20 protein-coding genes, 1 rRNA gene and 1 pseudogene are annotated in these 19286 nt (G+C 30.3%); 18 read left to right on the forward strand and 4 right to left on the reverse strand.

Annotated features, from left to right (window positions below; genetic code table 11):
• Positions 1-128 precede the first annotated feature (128 nt).
• Together rrf and ACREVX_RS05350 are read left to right on the forward strand one after the other, a co-directional pair.
• Positions 129-245 (forward strand): 5S ribosomal RNA (rrf, locus tag ACREVX_RS05345).
• Between the two features lie 148 nt (positions 246-393).
• Complete coding sequence (locus ACREVX_RS05350; RefSeq protein ID WP_431543135.1) at positions 394-843, forward strand: hypothetical protein; 450 nt, start codon at positions 394-396, stop codon at positions 841-843.
• Between the two features lie 141 nt (positions 844-984).
• Here the strand turns inward: ACREVX_RS05350 and ACREVX_RS05355 are convergent, their stop codons facing one another.
• Positions 985-2400: a potassium/proton antiporter gene (locus ACREVX_RS05355; protein WP_431543136.1), complete on the reverse strand. Its 1416-nt coding sequence runs from the start codon at positions 2398-2400 to the stop codon at positions 985-987.
• Between the two features lie 66 nt (positions 2401-2466).
• The gene (locus ACREVX_RS05360) at positions 2467-2913 is read right to left on the reverse strand and encodes a MarR family winged helix-turn-helix transcriptional regulator (protein WP_431543137.1); all 447 of its coding nucleotides are present in this window, start codon (positions 2911-2913) and stop codon (positions 2467-2469) included.
• 240 nt (positions 2914-3153) lie between these two features.
• Between ACREVX_RS05360 and ACREVX_RS05365 the strand changes: the two genes are divergently transcribed.
• The 12 genes from ACREVX_RS05365 to tlp all read left to right on the forward strand — a co-directional run bounded on the left by ACREVX_RS05365 (position 3154) and on the right by tlp (position 13051).
• Entirely contained in the window at positions 3154-3513 is a 360-nt protein-coding gene (locus ACREVX_RS05365; RefSeq protein ID WP_431543291.1) for a deoxyribodipyrimidine photo-lyase, read from the forward strand.
• A gap of 280 nt (positions 3514-3793) precedes the next feature.
• Positions 3794-4492 (forward strand): hypothetical protein, encoded by a 699-nt coding sequence (locus ACREVX_RS05370; RefSeq protein ID WP_431543138.1) that lies wholly within the window; start codon positions 3794-3796, stop codon positions 4490-4492.
• Positions 4493-4681: 189 nt separating this feature from the next.
• Positions 4682-5239 carry a DUF5317 family protein gene (locus ACREVX_RS05375; protein WP_431543139.1) on the forward strand — a complete coding sequence of 186 codons (558 nt, stop codon included), beginning with the start codon at positions 4682-4684 and terminating at the stop codon, positions 5237-5239.
• Positions 5240-5369: 130 nt separating this feature from the next.
• Positions 5370-5855, forward strand: coding sequence for a hypothetical protein (locus ACREVX_RS05380; RefSeq protein ID WP_431543140.1), 486 nt, complete (start codon positions 5370-5372; stop codon positions 5853-5855).
• Positions 5839-6480 (forward strand): accessory gene regulator ArgB-like protein, encoded by a 642-nt coding sequence (locus tag ACREVX_RS05385; protein ID WP_431543141.1) that lies wholly within the window; start codon positions 5839-5841, stop codon positions 6478-6480. Before ACREVX_RS05380 ends, ACREVX_RS05385 begins: the two co-directional genes overlap by 17 nt.
• A gap of 19 nt (positions 6481-6499) precedes the next feature.
• Positions 6500-6634, forward strand: a complete 135-nt coding sequence (locus ACREVX_RS05390) for a cyclic lactone autoinducer peptide (RefSeq protein WP_431543142.1) — start codon at positions 6500-6502, stop codon at positions 6632-6634.
• Between the two features lie 69 nt (positions 6635-6703).
• The gene (locus tag ACREVX_RS05395; RefSeq protein WP_431543143.1) at positions 6704-8410 is read left to right on the forward strand and encodes a bifunctional diguanylate cyclase/phosphohydrolase; all 1707 of its coding nucleotides are present in this window, start codon (positions 6704-6706) and stop codon (positions 8408-8410) included.
• A gap of 118 nt (positions 8411-8528) precedes the next feature.
• Positions 8529-9260: a glycerophosphodiester phosphodiesterase gene (locus ACREVX_RS05400; protein WP_431543144.1), complete on the forward strand. Its 732-nt coding sequence runs from the start codon at positions 8529-8531 to the stop codon at positions 9258-9260.
• A gap of 196 nt (positions 9261-9456) precedes the next feature.
• On the forward strand, positions 9457-10377 hold the full coding sequence (locus ACREVX_RS05405) for a carbohydrate ABC transporter permease (RefSeq protein WP_431543145.1): 921 nt from the start codon (positions 9457-9459) through the stop codon (positions 10375-10377).
• Positions 10377-11198, forward strand: coding sequence for a carbohydrate ABC transporter permease (locus ACREVX_RS05410; protein ID WP_431543146.1), 822 nt, complete (start codon positions 10377-10379; stop codon positions 11196-11198). Before ACREVX_RS05405 ends, ACREVX_RS05410 begins: the two co-directional genes overlap by 1 nt.
• 32 nt (positions 11199-11230) lie before the next feature.
• On the forward strand, positions 11231-12577 hold the full coding sequence (locus ACREVX_RS05415) for an ABC transporter substrate-binding protein (RefSeq protein WP_431543147.1): 1347 nt from the start codon (positions 11231-11233) through the stop codon (positions 12575-12577).
• Between the two features lie 246 nt (positions 12578-12823).
• Positions 12824-13051 (forward strand): small acid-soluble spore protein Tlp, encoded by a 228-nt coding sequence (tlp, locus tag ACREVX_RS05420; RefSeq protein ID WP_431543148.1) that lies wholly within the window; start codon positions 12824-12826, stop codon positions 13049-13051.
• Between the two features lie 60 nt (positions 13052-13111).
• On the opposite strand, the gene ACREVX_RS05425 is transcribed toward tlp, so the two are convergent.
• Entirely contained in the window at positions 13112-13525 is a 414-nt protein-coding gene (locus ACREVX_RS05425; RefSeq protein WP_431543149.1) for a DUF3842 family protein, read from the reverse strand.
• A gap of 366 nt (positions 13526-13891) precedes the next feature.
• Here ACREVX_RS05425 and cbiM point away from each other — a divergent pair, with 366 nt between their 5' ends.
• The 4 genes and pseudogenes from cbiM to ACREVX_RS05445 form a co-directional block, all read left to right on the forward strand.
• Positions 13892-14890 carry a cobalt transporter CbiM gene (gene cbiM, locus ACREVX_RS05430; RefSeq protein ID WP_431543150.1) on the forward strand — a complete coding sequence of 333 codons (999 nt, stop codon included), beginning with the start codon at positions 13892-13894 and terminating at the stop codon, positions 14888-14890.
• A gap of 76 nt (positions 14891-14966) precedes the next feature.
• Complete coding sequence (gene gpmA, locus ACREVX_RS05435; RefSeq protein WP_431543151.1) at positions 14967-15698, forward strand: 2,3-diphosphoglycerate-dependent phosphoglycerate mutase; 732 nt, start codon at positions 14967-14969, stop codon at positions 15696-15698.
• 232 nt (positions 15699-15930) lie between these two features.
• Complete coding sequence (locus ACREVX_RS05440; protein ID WP_431543152.1) at positions 15931-17028, forward strand: S1C family serine protease; 1098 nt, start codon at positions 15931-15933, stop codon at positions 17026-17028.
• A gap of 159 nt (positions 17029-17187) precedes the next feature.
• Positions 17188-17730, forward strand: a pseudogene (locus ACREVX_RS05445) (glutathione peroxidase); the annotation flags it as partial.
• A gap of 200 nt (positions 17731-17930) precedes the next feature.
• On the opposite strand, the gene ACREVX_RS05450 reads toward ACREVX_RS05445, so the two are convergent.
• A complete protein-coding gene (locus ACREVX_RS05450) occupies positions 17931-19202 on the reverse strand; it encodes a dicarboxylate/amino acid:cation symporter (protein ID WP_431543153.1) in 1272 nt (423 codons plus the stop codon).
• Positions 19203-19286: the final 84 nt, after the last annotated feature.

Raw genomic sequence — 19286 nt, forward strand, 5'->3', positions numbered from 1 at the left:
AAGATAAATAAATGTAACAAACATATTAATTTTGCGATACACCCTCTTTCGTAAGAAAGAGACAGGGCTTTGAGCGAGAGCGAAAAGACCAGCACTGTGCAATTTTCAGAGAATATTTATATTCTCAATCTGGTGATTATGGCATGAAGGTAACACCCGTTCCCATACCGAACACGACGGTTAAGCTTCAATGCGCCGATGGTACTGCAGGGGTAACCTTGTGGAAGAGTAGGTTGTCGCCAGGTAACAAAAAAACACTAAGTTTATCTTAGTGTTTTTTATTTTGCATAAAAGTACACAAAACAAACATCTTATTGACACTTATCTGACATTGTTATTGGTTATAATTAGAACTTAGATATAATTAAAATAAATTAATGAGGTGACGATAAATTGAAAAATGCATCTATAAAAATTAAAATATTAACAGCATTATTAACAGCAGGTATATATTTATCTTCTGTTAGTACAACTTTTACTGCAACAGCTAATCCATTGTATATCAATGCAAAGGCACCTTTAGTAAATGAATATAAAGAAATTGGGACTAGAATACAACAGAGTTTACAACCAAACTCTGATATTATAATTACTAATACTTTAACGAAAGATCAAGCCAATAGAATTAAAGCTGTTTTAAATAAATCAGAAGTAGTAAAAGAAGTAAATACTGAGATTACTAAAACTTTAACTAAACAAGAAGATAAAATATATAATACTAGCAAGAGCCAATATATAAACCCTATAATTTCACTTTTAGATAATGGTACTATAACTGAGCCTCAAGCTGAAAAAATCCTTATGAAACAGTTACATCTATATCATGACAGAATGGTTATATAAGAATAGCTTATTCATTAGATGCAAGAAAGCCAGCAAAGGGATAGAACGAGTATGAGTACTATGGAACTAGTGGATCAAACATCAACTATAGGAGGCGTTCTAGAGGCTATTTTTATTATAATGAAATGTAAAAAACACATACTAAATTGGCACATTATCAAAATTATCTCCACTTAATACTAATATGTCACCATTTTTAATAAGTGTTGCTCCCTTAGGATGGATTATTTTTCGTTTACGTTTTATCATTACAACAAGAACCTCATCAGGTATATTAGCAGCCAATATTGTTTTATTAACCCAAAAACTTTCAGGAGAAATTTGCAATTCATATAATCTTGTGTTTAATTCTTCCTGATAATCATTAAATGTTTTTAATACAACTGAAGTATCATCAACAAGACCTAGTTTCTTTGCAATTGGTGCTATTAAAGTCCCTTGAAGTGATACAGAAAATAATGCTATAAAAAATACTATGTGGAAAATGTCAGATTGCATAACCGCTTGACTTGTTACGGCCAGTATAGCAAAAACAATAGATGAAGCACCTCTGATTCCAACCCAGGATATAAACAATTTATGTTTTAAAGGAATCTTGAAGAAACCAAGTATTCCAAATGCCGCAATAGGTCTTGCTATAAAAATAAGAAATAATGAAATTAAAATTCCTGGCACTAAAAGTGATTGCAAATGTGAGGGGAAAGATAGCAGTCCTAATATAAAGAAGAGCATTATTTGCATTAGCCATGAGACCCCATCTAAAAATTTAACCAAACTTCTTTTATTTTTGATTTTACTATTTCCAATTATAATACCTGCAATATATACACTTAGGTATCCATTGCCACCAATCCACGAACTTACTGAGTATGCTAAAACAGCTATTGCCATGACGAATACGGGATATAGTCCTTCTATTTCGAAGTTAACATTTTTTAATATCCATGCACTTATTTTTGCTAGGACAACACCGATAAGTAATCCCAATAATATTTGAAATACTAGAAGGTGTAGTATAGATTGGATTCCTCCATTTTTCATTAAACTTAAAATTGTTATCGTAAGCATATATGCAAATGGATCATTACTTCCACTCTCAATTTCTAGCATTGAGGCTAGTCCACCTTTCAAATTAAGTTTTTGAGAACGTAGAATAGAGAAAACTGAGGCAGCGTCGGTAGACGATACTATAGATCCAATAAGTAATCCTTCTAAAACTGATACTTTAAGAACTAAGGTGCAAAATAATCCTGTAAGACCTGCAGTTACAACAACCCCTAAAGTTGACATTGCTACAGCTTTACTGGCAACTGGTTTTGCTATTTTCCAATTCGCACAAAAACCTCCATAAAAAATTATAAGTATTAGTCCAAATGAGCCCACCTGTTCTGCCATACGGTAATCTTCAAAGTTAATTCCGACAATTCCCTCCGAACCAAATAACATACCTAGTAGAATAAATATAAGTAGCGAGGGAACTCCAAATCTATATAAAACTTTGCTTGAAAAAACACAAATTAGTACAACAACTGATGCTATAATTAGTGGCATTATCATATGTTAATCACTCCCTTTCTGTAGCTTATAATTTGATTAGGATTATTAGAAAAAAAAATAAGGATACTAATCCTCATTTATGCCTAAAGATAAGCATTCATTTAATAAATTTAAACCGTCGACAATTCTATTTTTTTTGTATTCATCTATCTTATTTAACGTTGGAATAATGTTGTCAGCAAGTGACTTCGATACTTCATTCATTATGTTTTTAGCATATTGGGTCATTTTAATATTTACACAACGCTCATCTTTTGAGTTTCTAACACGTTCTATAAATCCACTCTTTTCCATGCGTTTGCATAATGGAGAGAGATTACTTTTTCCCACGTAAAGATGTTTACATAAATCAGTAATATTTTGTTCTCCATTTTTATTTAATTCTAGAAGTACGCTAGCTTGTACTGATGTTAGACCGTATGGTTCATAAAAATCATGCAGAATCCCATTAAGCTTTCCATTAACTGATTTTAATACATCAATAAGTTTTTCTTGAAATTCAACATCAATCATAATTATCTCCTTAAAAAATATACTTAACATATGAACTATTCACATGTTAAGTATACCATAATATGACTACTTTATCAATTATACTTAATGTAATACACGGTAGGAGCAGTATATATAAAATTAATATATAGCTACAACAAAGTCTATATTATACATTTTACTTTTAAAGTGGGTGTTATTTTGGTAGAATGAAAATAGCGTATAACTGGTCTATTGGAACTGAGGGAAGATTTGAAAATAATGATTTTGGATGATAGAGTTAAATATTTAAATAGTAAAAAAGTAATTGATAATCCATATGTTATTTATTGGATGCAAAGTTCTCAAAGAATAGAGTATAATCATGCCGTAGAGTATGCGATAATACAGGCAAACGAACTTAAAAAGCCTTTGATTGTGTATTTTGGATTAACTGATAACTTTCCGGAAGCCAGTGAAAGACATTACTACTTTATGTTAGAGGGATTAAAAGAAGTAAAAATAGAGTTAATGAAAAGAAATATTAATATGCTAATTAGAAAAATATCTCCTGAGATAGGAGCAATGGATATATCATCTATAGCAGCTGTGATGGTTGTTGATAGAGGGTATTTAAAATAGAGAGGTTAGAGTGATCTGCTGGCGCAGAATGCGAAATGCCAAGTAGTACAGGTAGAGACTAATGTTATTGTACCTATAGAAACAGCTTCTATAAAAGAGGAATACACTGCTGCTACACTTAGAAACAAGATAAGTAAAAGGCTTGAGGAATATACAGTGCCTCTTAACGTTAGAGTGTGCGATTTGTTTTCTATTAATTTAAATGTTCCATATGATGAGTATGATATAGATGATATAGATAAAGTCATGTTTAATAACAGTTAAGAGAGTTTCGTGTTTTGTGGGAGGTACTAGCAAGGCTAAGCTATTACTAGAGGATTTTATTTCTAATAAATTATCTGATTATTGTGAACTTAAAAACGAACCTTCAGAGGGATATTCATCTAATTTGAGTCCATATCTATATTTTGGTCAGATTTCACCATTGTACATATATAGAAGATTAATAGATGTATATGTAGAAGATAAAAAAGCTTTTCTAGAAAAATTAATAATTAGAAGAGAATTGAGCATGAATTTTGTTTATTATAATAATGAATATGACACCTATAATTCACTTCCCAACTGGGCAAAAAACACTCTTGAAAAACACTCGTTGGATGAGCGAGAGTTTATTTATTCACGAGAACAATTAGAACAAGCTAAAACTCATGATCCATATTGGAATGCAGCTCAAAAAGAGATGAGTTTCACAGGTAAGATGCATGGTTACATGAGAATGTATTGGGGGAAAAAAATATTAGAATGGAGTAAAACACCAGAAGAAGCTTTTAGTACGGCAATTTATTTGAATAATAAGTATCTTTTAGATGGGAGAGATGCAAATGGTTTTGCTGGAGTAGCTTGGTGTTTTGGAAAGCACGATAGAGCATGGGGTGAAAGGTCTATATTTGGTTCGGTTAGATTTATGAATGATAAGGGATTAAAAGAAAGTTTGATATGGAAAGATATCTTAAAAAAATCAAATCAATTTGATTAAATATTTTGCCAAGTACTGATTCAGAAAAAACCGAGCAAATGTCATTGTTTCAAAATTAAATCAGCTGTAGACTATATTTTTTTATAATAGTTAGTTTTTTTAAAAAAACAGTGGATAAATATTGAAAAAATTAGTATAATCTAAATAGAAATGAATTAAATGTCTAAAGTGTGAATGAGAGGAATATATATGATTGAACCACTACTCCTAGCCCTTATTTTTGCGAAAGTAAAAGGGTACAAAGTAAGACCACTTTTTAAGGAGTGGGCAATGTATCCTTTGTTTGCATTTGTAATAATGTATGTAATTTTAGAGGTTATGCTATTTCAAGGTAATTATAGATTTATAAAATATGCTGGTACTTTTCACTATATATATCTTTTAACATTTTTGGGTTTGATTATTAAATATAAACTTAATGTTAGCGCAATTATAGGGTCAGTATTTATTCTTATTGGAACTGTCTTAAATAACACTGTTATAGCAGCTAATAATGGTAAAATGCCTGTATTTCCGACTTTATCATACTTAACTGGTTATGCAAAACCAGATTCTTTTATGAAAGTGAATGATATACATATTTTGGGAAGTGATGAAACTAAACTTAAGTTTTTAACAGATATATTTGATGTTGGTTACAGTATTATGAGTATTGGGGATATATGTATAAGGGTTTTTGTTTTTATTCTTATTTTTAATACTATAAAGGTTATTAATAAAACAACGATACTAAAAGTTGAAGTCTAACAAGAAGAGTAAACAATATTTTAATTGGTTATTTTTAAAAATATATCTTATTTTGTGATAATAATGATATAATTGTAAATAAAAACATATATATATAGATATTTAGAAGAATATAGGGGAGAAATAGAATATGCTAAAACTAACGTTGATAGAGTTTTTTTTTAGAGGTCTGCCGGAAGGCTTTTTATTTATGTTTGGAGTCTATGTTTTTTCAAAGACAGTTATTAATTTAAAAAGATATATACTATCAAGTATAATTTTAGTTGGTGCAATTTATCTAATAAGATTATTACCAATTCAATATGGTGTACACACTATTCTTAATATTATAATGCTTATTATATTAACAGTTAATATAAATAAAATTGGTATAATTAAATCCATACAAACAAGTCTTATGGTAATGATTCTGGAATTTATATGTGAAGGGATTAATGTTTTTATAATACAGTATATATTTAAAGCAAATATTATATATCTTTTAAGTGAACCTACATTAAAGATACTATATGGTATTCCATCGTTATTGATTTTTACAGCTATAGTAGTAACGTACCATTTTTATGTTGCTAGAAAGAAAAAGTTAAGCGAGGTATTAAATGGAAAAGTTATCTAATAAGATTGCCAATAAAGTAGCAGCAGAATTATCTCTTGATGAGGATAATACACAAGTGATTGCTTATGGGACTTTTGCTTTAATGCAGATGTGCTTTTCTATAATTCTTGTATTTATATTTGGATTATTGTTTCATGTAGCTTTTGAAGCTCTAATAATTTCCTTTACAGCTGCTATTCTTAGAAAATATTCTGGAGGGGTTCATGCAAGCTCACCAGGAATTTGTAATTTTATAGGTATAATTACATGCGTAGGTCAAGCGGTATTAATATCACATTTAATAAATTCAGTGGTTAATTTAAAATTAATTATAATACTGGGAATTATAATTTTTATATGGTCCTATTATATAATTTGCAAATTGGCCCCAGTGGACAGCATTTCAAAACCAATAGTTAAAGAAGGAAAAAGAAAGCGGATGAAGAAAGGATCTATAATACTTTTAGGTGTATATTTAATCATCATAGTATTTTTTATCCTGTTATATATAAATAGTGGTAAAAGAAAATTTCTTTTTTATACTCTATGCTTATATTCAGGGATATTATGGCAAGCGTTTTCGCTTACAGCTAAAGGACACTTATTAATAGGGAAAGTAGATACCTTTTTAAATCATAAATATTAAGAAAAAGGGGGGAAGTATTATGAGAAATTTAAAAAAACATCTATTCACATTAATTGCAGTAGTAACTACTCTTGTAGCAACATCTGTTGCATCTTCAGCATGTTGGTGGTATTTCTATCAACCAGAAGAACCAAAATGTCTAAGAGAAAAGTAATAAAAAGATGAGGTCAGTTTTACTGATCTCATTTCTTGATTATAATGAATTTGATGAGGTAGTGATATTATGGGCAATTTAGTAAATGATAAACAGAAAAAAATTGATGAAATAGTATCAATAATAAAATTAGCATCAATATTATTTTCAGGTATAATATTTTTTAGATATGTTTTTAATGGAAATAACTTAATGCAAATCACGGAAATAGCCTATTTTAATCCTTTGTCGTATTTTGGCGTAATATTGGTATTGATAATAGTTTTAGTATATTTTTTATGGTCCTTTTCGATTGTTAAAAAAATAGATGATAAATATAGTAAAATAGTACAAGTTTCTGAAAATTGTTTTTTTATTTTGATGTTTATTATTCTTATACTTTATTCAGGTAAAAATACAAGTGATTATAAATTTATATTTTTATTTATTATAATTGCGTCTACTATACAACAAGGTATGAAACAAGGTATGATATTGGCATGTATATCTTCAGTATTTATTTTAGGATTAGACCTTATATATGCACCTAATGAAGTAATTAATCAAGTCTTTCAAAATGATTTGATTTTAGCTGGAGTATTCATTCTTACAGCATGGCCATTAGGATTTTATGTGAGGATTGAAAATGAACATATAAAAGTACTTGAGGGTATGGCAAATGTAGATAGTCTAACAGGAACTTATAATCATAGGTTTTTTTATGATGCTCTAGAGGAAATAATGAATAAATGTGAGAAAGAAACGAAGCCTGTTGCAATGATGTTAATGGATATAGATTATTTCAAAATCTATAATGAAGTTAATGGACATCAAATGGGTGATGAAGTACTTAAACTTATGGGAGCTATACTTAAGAATAGCTTTAGAGAAAATGATATAGTGGCAAGATATGGTGGAGAAGAATTTGCAATAGTTCTTCCAAATACTTCTGAGTCGGATTCTATTAGGCTCGCAGAAAAATTGCGAAGGAATATAGAAAAAACTTATTTTCTTGGTGAAGAAAACCAGCCAAATGGTAAACTTACAGTCTCAATTGGGATATCAAGTTATCCTGATAAAGCTAAAAATGATATTGAACTTTTTAAAAGTGCGTATGATGCGCTTTATAGGGCTAAGTTTTTTGATAAAAATAGAGTGGAAACTTATACTTCTATATTAGATGAATTAAAAGTTGATATAGAAGATGAACATATAGATATTATTACCTCAATAAAAACTCTGATAAGTGTTATCAATGCTAAGGATAAATATACATATGGTCATGTTGAAAGGGTAGTTACTTATAGTAGGTTACTGGCGGATAAACTTGAACTAAAAGGGAAAGATAAAAAGGATTTAATATATGGGGCTTATATGCACGATATTGGAAAAATCAATATTCCAAAAGAAATATTAAATAAGAATATGCCATTAACATCAGAAGAGTGGGAAATAATGAAGCAACACTCAATAAATGGAGTAGAAATTATAAAATCAGTTGATTCCCTTAAGGAAATTATTCCTCTAATATTGCATCATCATGAAAGATATGATGGGAATGGGTATCCAGATCATTTAACAGGCGAGAATATACCTTATCTTGTGAGGATTCTCACGGTAGCAGACAGTTTTGATGCAATGACTTCAAGTAGACCTTACAATAGAAGAAAAACTTATAAAGAAGCTGTTGAGGAACTTAAGAGATGTAGTGGTATTCAGTTCGATAAAGATATTGCTGATGCATTTATCCAGGTTATCATGGAAAGTAAGAATATTTTTGGTAATATTAGTGATTAAAAATTTAAAATAATTATATATTAGCTCCTCAGGAGATGATTTAACACAACTTTTACATAACAAAAATTGTTATATGATACAATACTCCTATTAAGTAAGTTATATTGGAGGTATTTATATGATAATTAATTATGCTCATAGGGGTGCTAGTGGCTATTTTCCAGAGAACACAATGCTTTCATTTGAAAAAGCACTAGAACTTGGGGCGAATGGAATTGAGACTGATGTTCAAATGACTTCAGATGGAGTTCTTGTTCTAATTCATGATGAATATGTTAATAGAACTACCAATGGGGTAGGACTTGTAAAAGATTTCACTTATGATGAGTTAAATAATTTGGATGCAGGGTCTTGGTTTGATAAAAAATATAGTAGTGAAAAAATACCTACTGCTGAGGAATTAATTATTTTTGCAAAAGAAAACGATATATTATTAAATTTAGAGATTAAAAATGGTGTGATTATATATCCTGGTATTGAGGAAAAACTTATAGAAATGTTGCATGAATACAAATATCAGGATAAAGTAATATTATCTAGCTTTAACCATTATTCTATGGTGACTTGTAAAGAGATTTCTAAAGAAATAAAAACGGGACTTTTATACATGGCTGGCCTTTATCAGCCGGAATTGTATTGCAAACATACTGGAGCAGACGCTTTACACCCTCTTTTTTATTCAATTAATAAAGAGATTATTGATAACGCTAAAAAAGAAGGAATTTTAGTAAATCCGTTTACTGTAAATGAAGAAATTCATATGAAAAATTTGATTGCGGCTGGAGTTAATGGTCTAATTACTAATTATCCAGATAAATTAAAGCGAGTATTAATGGATATTAAAAAATAAATATTTATTTCATTTTACACTAAGAGTCCTCTTGTTTATCCAAACAAGAGGGCTTTTTTTAATTATTTTAGCTCCGTAGGAGATATTTTAACTTAAAGTTAACAGTAGTTACATTTGTCCTTAACACAAATTAAATATACTAGTAACCGTAGTGAGTTTTTATATTAAATTTAAAAATTCTACGAGGGGGATTATAGTGAGTGAAACTATCTTAAAAAAACAAGGGACATCTAAGCTACAATCTGAAAATATTAAGACAAGCCTAAGTACAAAATTAGAACCATATTTATTTTTACTACCAAGTCTATTATTGTTTGGTCTGTTTGTTTATTATCCATTTTTCAAAACTTTATATATGAGTTTGGGACTAACAAATGCTCATGGAAAATTTCAAGAATTTGTTGGACTTCAAAACTACATAGAAATATTATCTTCACAGGATTTTATAAACAGTTTAATTGTTACAATGAAATTTGTTATATTTACAACAATCCCATCTTTAATAATAGGACTTTCATTAGCACTTCTTGCTAATAATAAAGTGAAAGGTCTTAATATATCAAAGGTAATGTTTGCAGTTCCTATAGCAGTATCTTCAGCGTCTGCATCAATTATTTGGGGAATAATCTTTCATCCAAGTATTGGTATGCTAAATACTATTTTAAAAACTAATATTGGATGGTTAGTAGATCCAAATTGGGCTCTACTATCTGTATCTTTTGTAACCATTTGGATGAATATTGGAGTTAATTTTATATTTATTTTAGCAGGTTTAAAAAATATTCCAAAGGAAATACTCGAAAGCTCATCTATAGATGGAGCAAGTTACTTTAAAAAAATATTTAATGTCATAATTCCCATGATATCACCTACATTATTTTTTATGATTTTTATGGATATTATGAATGCATTTCAATCATTTGGACAAGTAAATATATTAACAAGTGGTGGACCTGGAAATTCTACAAATGTGTTGGTGTTTTCTATCTATAGAGAGGCATTTTTTAATGGAAGATTTGATACTGCGTCTGCACAGTCAATTATATTATTTATATTTATGTTTATTATAGCAATGCTTCAATTCGGATATGAGAAGAAGGGAGTGCATTATTCATAATGCTAGATAAAAAAAGTAACATAATTTTGCTTATTTCCAATCTGGTCGTTGGATTAATTATAATTTCACCGATTTTATATGCACTGTCAGTTACATTTATGACGCCAGATCGGATGTTCACAATGCCTCCGAAGTTATTACCTAAGAGCTTTTATCTTGGGAACTATAAGGCTGTAATTGATACAGTACCTATATTTAGATTTATTATTAATAGCTTTATAGTATCTATTGCTGTAACTATTGGTCAAATTATAACATCTAGTCTTAGCGCTTACGCCTTCTCATTTTATGAATTTAAGGGGAAAAAACTTTTATTCATTGTTATAATAGCTACGATTCTGATACCAGGGGAAGCTATTATTATTTCAAATTATTTGACTATAGGGTCTTTAAAATTATTGGATACATATGCCGGACTAGTATTACCTTATTTAACTTCGGCCATGGGGATTTTTATGATGAGACAATATTTTTTAACGGTTCCTAACGAATTAAGAGAAGCTTCTATATTAGATGGATGTACTGGATTCCAGTTTTTAACTCGAATTTTTATGCCTATATCAAGGCCTATAATTGGGTCTTTAGGAATTTATATATTTTTATCAACATGGAACCAATATATGTGGCCTCTACTTATCACAAGTAAACCAGAAATGAGGACAGTACAAATTGGCATGAGCATGCTTCAATCTGCAGAAACACAATCATTTGGAATGATGCTCGCAGGAATTATAATAATTATCATTCCAGCTATATTTATATTTATAGTTGGGCAAAAACAGTTAATCGATGGAATGACATCAGGGTCTGTTAAAGGTTAAAGAATCATACGTATTTTAAGGGGGAGTTATTAATGAGGAAAAGATTGATTTCAGCAGTACTTGCAATGGTATTAGGAGCTTCAATGATCAGTGGTTGCGGTAGCACTGCTAAACAAGAAAAGGTTAAAGAAGGGCCAGTTGCAATAACATTTTGGCACGGCATGGGTGGTAACCTAGGGGTCGCACTTGATAAATTAGTAAAAGATTTTAATGATTCACAAACAGACATTATTGTTACAGCTCAATTCCAAGGAGATTATGATGCTGCACTTAATAAATTAAAAAGTTCACAAGTTAGTAATTCTGGCCCAGATGTTATGCAGGCTTATGATATTGGGACTAGATATATGATTGATAGCAAAGCTATAGTTCCAGTACAAGATTTTATTGATAAAGAAAAATATGATATTTCAAGCTTAGAGCCAAACTTGCTTGCTTATTATACAGTAGATAAAAAATTGAACTCTATGCCTTTTAACTCATCAACACCAATACTTTACTACAATAAAACTGCCTTTAAAGAAGCGGGATTAGATCCAAATACTCCACCTGAATCTTTAACTGATGTCTACAACATGGCAGAAAAGCTTGTAAAAAAGGATGCTTCGGGTAAAGTAACTCAGTATGGATACTCGATGCCTATATACGCTTGGTTATTTGAACAGTTTATGATTAAACAAGGTAAAGATTATGCTAATAATGGTAATGGAAGAGATGGAGCTGCAACTTCAGTGATGTACGATAAGAATGGCGGTGGACTAACTTTACTAAATCAATGGAAAAAGCTAGTTGATTCTGGAAATGTAGGAAACTTTGGAAGGAAGACTGTAGATACTCAGAATGCATTTATGGCCGGAAATACAGCAATGTATTTAGATTCAACAGCATCTCTAAGTGCAGTTTTAGGTGGAGTAAAGGGTAAGTTTGAAGTGGGAACAGGATTTTTACCTAAAGTTAGTGATTCTGACAAGGGTGGCGTTTCTATAGGTGGAGCTTCCCTTTGGGTAATGGACAAAGAGGATGAAGTAAAGCAACAGGCTTCTTGGGAATTTTTAAAGTTCATGGTATCTCCAGAGGAACAAGCATATTGGAATGCCAATACCGGATATTTCCTAGTTAATAAAAAGGCTTATGATCTTAAAGAAGTTAAAGATAATTTGGTTAAATATCCACAGTTTCAAACAGCTATAGATCAATTACATGCATCTAGTCCAGAATCAAGTGGAGCGTTACTTGGCATATTCCCAGAAGCAAGAGCTGCAACTGAAACAAATATTGAATCAATGCTTGCAGGGCAACAGTCACCACAAGAAGCATTGGACAATGCAGCAAAAACAGTTAATACTGCAATTGATAAATATAATAGAACTAATAAATAAATCAATGATTTGGATTATAATATAGATTCATACAAGATGTAAATTTTATTAAAAATATAATTAACGACAAAGGAAAGCTACTGAATATAAATTTCGGTAGTTTTTCTAGTTAAAATTAAAATAAATTTGTAAATTGTTATCAAAGCGCATAGAAAAATGGTTAATATTTTATAGAATAATAAACATTTTTGTAGAGATAATAATAATGGATAGTTTATTAAATAAAACAAAAGGGGATATGAAATTATGAAAAACAAACGGGACGACAGAAGCGATAATGTAGATAAAATTCAAGAAAATATTTGTAATACTATTGAAAATTTTAACATTACTGAGGAAACTATTTCAAAAACAGAAAATGAAGAAAGCAAAAAAACACTAGAAGCAAAGAATGATAGAAGAGAACAATCTATTGATGGCATGAGATCAGAAATTAGAGATGAGGCAATAGATAAGAAAAACGGATATAGATAGAGTAGAAATGGAACCTTAAGATAAAACCTGTAGACTAGAGATTTTGAGAAAATGTTTAGTCTATAGGTTTTTTTTAATATCAGATATAATTTCTTTAATTATATCTTTTATTTGCAGATTCCTTGTACCTGGTATATAGATACCATGTTTTTGTAGTGGAATTATATATTTAGTACATTCCATATTAAATACTGACATAGCAATAATAGGGGTAATTTCTCCGTTTATACCACCACTGCATATTATCCCAATTGGGCCAATTATACTATCAACTTTATTTGTTTTACAGAATGATAAAATCGATTTTTCACCAATTATACCTTCATTTGCGCCAGATTTTATCATAGTTGAGGTGGCAAATTTATTTGTACCAAGTGCAATGATATAAACATCAATGCCAATTTCTTTACGAATTTTTTTTATGATTGTTTGACCAAGACCTGCGCCTTGTGCATCTATAACAGCAATTTTCAAAAGTATACCTCCAAAATATATAATTTATAATAAGGTTATTATTATTTCTATATACATATTTATTATACTATAATAAATATGTATATAGTATTTTTATGTTAAACAAAATAATAACTAGGTAAAATAATATGATTATGGAATTGTAATATAAATCAAACGCTAGAAAATGGAAAGTTGTTTAATGAAATTTATATATACAATTTACAAATAATATGATATTATGGAATCGTATACTACGAGGGTGTACAATGTATTTTAAAATTAAATATACAAATTTTATTAATAACCACGAAGGTTGATTTCTGTAGAACAGTTATCAATTTTTGTGGTTTCATTTTTTTTAATAAATTAATAGGGGGAGTTAAAATGCACATTCCAGACAATTATTTGAGTCCAGCAACTTGCGCTGTAATGGCAGTAGTTATGGTTCCAATATGGAAAACTAGTGTAAAAAAAGTTAAGAATGAATTAACAAAAAAAAGAATACCATTAATGGGTGTAGGAGCAGCGTTTTCATTTATGGTTATGATGTTTAATATTCCACTTCCAGGCGGAACTACAGGGCATGCTGTGGGAGCGACATTGGTAGCTCTTCTTTTGGGGCCGTGGGCAGCTTGCATATCAGTAACCATTGCACTACTGGTGCAGGCAGTTATTTTTGGTGATGGTGGCATATTAGCTTTTGGTGCAAATTCTTTTAATATGGCATTTATAGCGCCTTTTATAGGTTATTATACCTATAATTTAATAGCTCAAAGAGTTAAAAGCGATAAAGGAAGATATGTAGCAATTTTTATTTCGTCATATATAGCAATAAATACTGCTGCATTATTTGCATCCATAGAATTTGGTATTCAGCCTTTATTGTTTAAGGATGCTTTAGGCATGCCACTTTATTCTCCATATCCATTGAATATATCAATTCCAGCAATGGTGTTGCCACATTTAGCCGTTGCAGGGGTTTTAGAAGGAATTATTACGGCAGGTGTATATGGATTTGTTAAAAAAGTTTCACCAGGAATTATTGTTGATGGTTTAAAATTAAAGATGAAACCTATATATGGATTGCTCATAGGGATGATATGCATTTCTCCACTTGGACTACTAGCAACAGGGACAGCATGGGGAGAATGGGGAACTGATGAAATTGATTCTGTATTAACTAATGGTAATGCCTTAGGGTTTATTCCAAAAGGAATGCAAAATGGATTTAATTTTAAGACAATAATACCAGATTATTCAGTTAGCGGAATTTCAGAAATTATGGGTTATATATTATCAGCTATAGGTGGAGTTGCTATTATAATAATTCTATTCAAGTTAATTAGCGGCATTAAAAGAAGCCAGCAAAAGAGTGAGTTTTAATTATTATTTCAATACAAGTGGTATAATAACTTAAAGATATAAGTGTAAGATTTATATTATTAAGGGAGTGATTTTTTTGATAAAACTTGTATTAATAAGACATGGTGAAAGCGTTTGGAATAAGGAAAATAGATTTACAGGTTGGACAGATGTAGATTTATCAGAGAATGGCTTAATTGAAGCAAGAAAAGCTGGCGAAATACTTAAGAAAAATGCTTATATATTTGACTTAGCATATACGTCTGTATTAAAAAGGGCAATTAGAACACTTTGGATTGTATTACATGAGATGGATTTAATGTGGATACCTGTATATAAGTCATGGAAACTTAATGAAAGACATTATGGCGCATTACAAGGTTTAAATAAGGCGGAAACAGCGCTTAAATATGGAGAAGAACAAGTTTATAAATGGAGAAGATACGTAGATGTAAGACCACCAGAACTTTTAAAAACTGATGATAGATATCCTGCAACTGAGCTAAAATATAAAGAATTAAGAGATGAGGAGATCCCTACCACGGAAAATTTAGATGACACTATAAAGAGAGTAATGGTTGAATGGTTTCAATATATAGTACCTCAAATTAAGAAAGGCAAGAAGGTTATAATTTCTGCACATGGAAATACATTAAGAGCCTTAGTGAAGCATCTTGATGACATATCAAGTGACAATATCGTAAGCCTTAATATACCTACTGGAATTCCTCTTGTATATGAGTTAGATGATGATTTAAAACCTATTAGGCATTATTATCTAAGGATGGATGGTGAATTGCCTCAAGATGAAATTTCTAAAAACTTTTAGACTCCATTAATTAAAAAGGTATAGCAAAATTTTGCTATACCTTTTGTGATGTAAGGCGATTTATAGCTTTTATAAAAATTATCTATTAAATAAATTCATTATAATATTTTTTAGTAAAAGTGATGAAATATTGGCTACTTAAGAATGTCTGCGTGTATACTATAAGGAAAAAATAAGAATACTAATAGTTGGTTTCTTAAATATTGTCTAATGTCTTAAAGGAGGAAATGACATGGAAAGAGGTAATTCAAAATTAGGTTATTTTTTATCTTCATTTATAGGTATATTAGTAGGCGCTGGATTAATTTTAGTAATGATTCGATTTACTCCAGTTGTAAAAGGTGCAAGCACGGACCAAAAGATAAGCGCTAAACCTTCAGTAGTGCAGCAATCTACTATTCAAAAAACAGGTACTTCAACTATAAGTATAGTTGCCAAAAATTTAATGCCAGCTGTAGTAGGTGTAACGTCTACAATCAATCCAACTCGAACTTCAAAAGGGGAAACAGGGGTTGGTTCTGGAATAATAGTAGATAAAAAAGGGTATATACTTACTAATAATCATGTAGCGAGTAAACAAGCAAATGATATCTCGGTTTCTTTATTCGATGGAAGAGATTTAAAAGGAAAGGTTGTATGGTTTGATGAAAGTCTAGACTTATCAATTTTGAAAATAACTGGAGAAAACTTAATCGTTGCATCACTTGGTGATTCTAAATTACTTACTGTTGGTGATACCGCAATTGCTATCGGAAACCCACTTGGACTTACATTTCAAAGAACAGTTACTTCAGGAATCATAAGCGCTATAAATAGAACTATTGGTGAAGAAGGCGGATTATTTATGGAGGACTTACTTCAGACTGATGCTTCAATTAATCCTGGGAATAGTGGCGGACCACTAATTAATATTAACAGTCAAGTAGTTGGGATTAATACTGCAAAAGTAACGAGTGCTGAAGGGATGGGGTTTGCTATACCTATAAATATAGTAAAACCTATCTTAAAGAGCATAGTAGAAAAAGGAACTTTTGTAACTCCTATAGTAGGAATTCAAGGAATAGATAAACAAATGGCAGGTTTTGTCGCAGATATTAAAGTTGAAAATGGTATATATGTTTATGCAGTTAAAAGTGGAGGTGCCGCTGATCTTCAAGGAATAAAAAAAGGTGATATAATTTTAGCTGTCAGTGGAACTCCTGTAAATACTATGGTAGAATTCAGAACAATTCTTTATAGTATTGGAGTTGGCAATACTGTAACCCTAAAAGTTAAAGCGAGTGATCAAAAGGAAAGAGATGTAACTATAAAACTTGTAGGTGAAAAATAATAATAACTATTCACTAATAACTATTGACTAACAATAAATATGTGTTATAATTTAGGTAATAAGAGATAACCATAAGAACATATTAAATAAAAAATGTTTTTACTTAAAAATAACAATATAAGTTTAAATAAGTTAATATACAAAATGGAGGGATAATAAATGACAATATACGATTTTAAAGCAATTACAATAGATGGTGAGGAAGTTTCATTAAATCAATACAAAGGAAAGGTCCTAGTTATAGTTAATACTGCAAGTAAGTGTGGGTTTACACCACAATACGAAGGGTTAGAGAAACTTTATGAGAAATACAACAAGGAAGATTTTGAAATACTTGGTTTCCCTAGTAATCAATTCGCAGGTCAAGAACCAGGTGAAAGCGGTGAAATAAAAAAATTCTGTGAAATTAATTATGGAGTGAGTTTTCCATTGTTTGAGAAAAATGATGTAAGAGGTGAAAATGCTCAGCCACTATTTAAATATCTTACAGAGCAGACGACTTTTGAAGGGTTTGATTTTAAGCACCCTACGGGAAAAAAACTTAATGACATTCTTACTGAGAAGTTTCCAGAATTCCTAGAGGGTAATTCAGTAAAATGGAATTTCACAAAATTCCTTATTGGCAGGGATGGCAACATAGTCTCAAGGTATGAACCTACTATTGAGCCGGAAGCAATGTCTACAGATATTGAAAAATTGCTAAGGACTTCTAAAGAAAATGTTAGTCCATTAGTTAATAAAAACAGTACCGATAATGAAATTTACACTGGTGAAGATGATGAAGAAGTCTTAAATTGTGAAGGAAGCCCTTGTAACTTTTCGTATAATAATAAAATTGATTAATTAGTAAATAAAAAAAGAACACCAATTTATTAATCGGTGTTCTTTTTTATTTATTTTTTTTATGGTTTTACTGTTACATCTGAGTCATCAGAATTGAAAATATCAACATCAAGTTCTTTTTCTGAAGCTGCAACAAGGCATGTACCGATTGCATCTCCTGTAATATTTAGCATTGTTCTCCCCATATCGAGAATTCTATCAACTGCAAGTATAAGTGCAATGCCTTCAATAGGAAGTCCTACCTGGGTAACAACCATACTGAGCATTATAGTTCCAGCTCCAGGCACTCCAGCTGTTCCAATTGATGCAAGTGTAGCAGATAATATTATTAGAATTTGGCTTGATAAACTAAGCTCTATTCCATATACTTGTGCGATAAATACAGCGCCAACTCCCTGCATTATTGCAGTTCCATCCATGTTTATTGTAGCACCAAGAGGAATAGTGAAACTAGCAATGCTACTTTTAACACCGAGTTTATTTTCACATGCTTCAAGATTTACTGGAATTGTTGCACTACTACTTGATGTTGAAAATCCAAACATCATTACAGGCCAGAATTTCTTGAAGAATTTTATGGGACTTAAATGCCCTATAAGTTTTAATGAACCAAAATATGTAACTAAACAATGAATTATAAGTGCAAAATATACAACTCCAATTAATTTAACAAGACTTACAAGAATATCAAGTCCTTGAAGCGATATAACCTTTGCTATAAGTGCAAATACTCCATATGGAGCAAGTTTCATAACTGTTCCTATAATCTTTAGGAAAACATCATTAAGTTGATTACAGATATTAAGAAGAGGCTTCACAGGTTCTCCTATAATACTAATTGTAACTCCCAGAAAAATGGCAAAAACAATGATTTGAAGCATATCTCCCTTCACGAGAGCATCAAAAGGGTTTGAAGGAACCATATTTACAAAGATATCCATAATAAATGGTGGTTTAGTTGTTTGGACTGTTGCATTTGATGGAATTACAACTCCGACACCTGGTTTAAGTAGGTTTGCAAAAAATAGACCAAAAACAACTGCAAATGATGTTGTTACCATATAAAATGCAATTATTTTCCCACTAACTCTACCTAGTTTTTTAGTATCTCCAATACTTGCCGAACCGCAAATAAGAGAAAAGAAAACTAATGGTACTACTACCATTTTAATTAAGTTAAAAAAGATGCTTCCAACAGGGCTTAAGATCCATTTATTAACGCCTAGATTAAAGCCTTTAGGTAATAAAATATTTGATACGATTCCATAAATAATACCAAGAATAAGAGCAACAAAAATCTTCTTGGTAAGATTCATTTTAAATAATTTCATGCATTTTCCTCCGTGTAAGTTTGATTTATATTAATTATATTAATAGATATTAATATTTTATCAAAAAAACGAATAAACGTCAAT

The sequence above is a fragment of the Clostridium sp. genome (genome assembly GCF_050717545.1).
Taxonomy (GTDB): Bacteria; Bacillota; Clostridia; order Clostridiales; family Clostridiaceae; genus Clostridium_AD.

Coding starts and splice junctions, on each gene's coding strand:
- ACREVX_RS05365 (WP_431543291.1), top strand. CDS start 3,154: ATGATTTTGGATGATAGAGTTAAATATTTAAATAGTAAAAAAGTAATT.
- ACREVX_RS05415 (WP_431543147.1), top strand. CDS start 11,231: ATGAGGAAAAGATTGATTTCAGCAGTACTTGCAATGGTATTAGGAGCT.
- ACREVX_RS05375 (WP_431543139.1), top strand. CDS start 4,682: ATGATTGAACCACTACTCCTAGCCCTTATTTTTGCGAAAGTAAAAGGG.
- ACREVX_RS05390 (WP_431543142.1), top strand. CDS start 6,500: ATGAGAAATTTAAAAAAACATCTATTCACATTAATTGCAGTAGTAACT.
- ACREVX_RS05360 (WP_431543137.1), bottom strand. CDS start 2,913: ATGATTGATGTTGAATTTCAAGAAAAACTTATTGATGTATTAAAATCA.
- cbiM (WP_431543150.1), top strand. CDS start 13,892: ATGCACATTCCAGACAATTATTTGAGTCCAGCAACTTGCGCTGTAATG.
- ACREVX_RS05395 (WP_431543143.1), top strand. CDS start 6,704: ATGGGCAATTTAGTAAATGATAAACAGAAAAAAATTGATGAAATAGTA.
- ACREVX_RS05385 (WP_431543141.1), top strand. CDS start 5,839: ATGGAAAAGTTATCTAATAAGATTGCCAATAAAGTAGCAGCAGAATTA.
- ACREVX_RS05450 (WP_431543153.1), bottom strand. CDS start 19,202: ATGAAATTATTTAAAATGAATCTTACCAAGAAGATTTTTGTTGCTCTT.
- ACREVX_RS05355 (WP_431543136.1), bottom strand. CDS start 2,400: ATGATAATGCCACTAATTATAGCATCAGTTGTTGTACTAATTTGTGTT.
- ACREVX_RS05380 (WP_431543140.1), top strand. CDS start 5,370: ATGCTAAAACTAACGTTGATAGAGTTTTTTTTTAGAGGTCTGCCGGAA.
- ACREVX_RS05410 (WP_431543146.1), top strand. CDS start 10,377: ATGCTAGATAAAAAAAGTAACATAATTTTGCTTATTTCCAATCTGGTC.
- ACREVX_RS05440 (WP_431543152.1), top strand. CDS start 15,931: ATGGAAAGAGGTAATTCAAAATTAGGTTATTTTTTATCTTCATTTATA.
- ACREVX_RS05400 (WP_431543144.1), top strand. CDS start 8,529: ATGATAATTAATTATGCTCATAGGGGTGCTAGTGGCTATTTTCCAGAG.
- tlp (WP_431543148.1), top strand. CDS start 12,824: ATGAAAAACAAACGGGACGACAGAAGCGATAATGTAGATAAAATTCAA.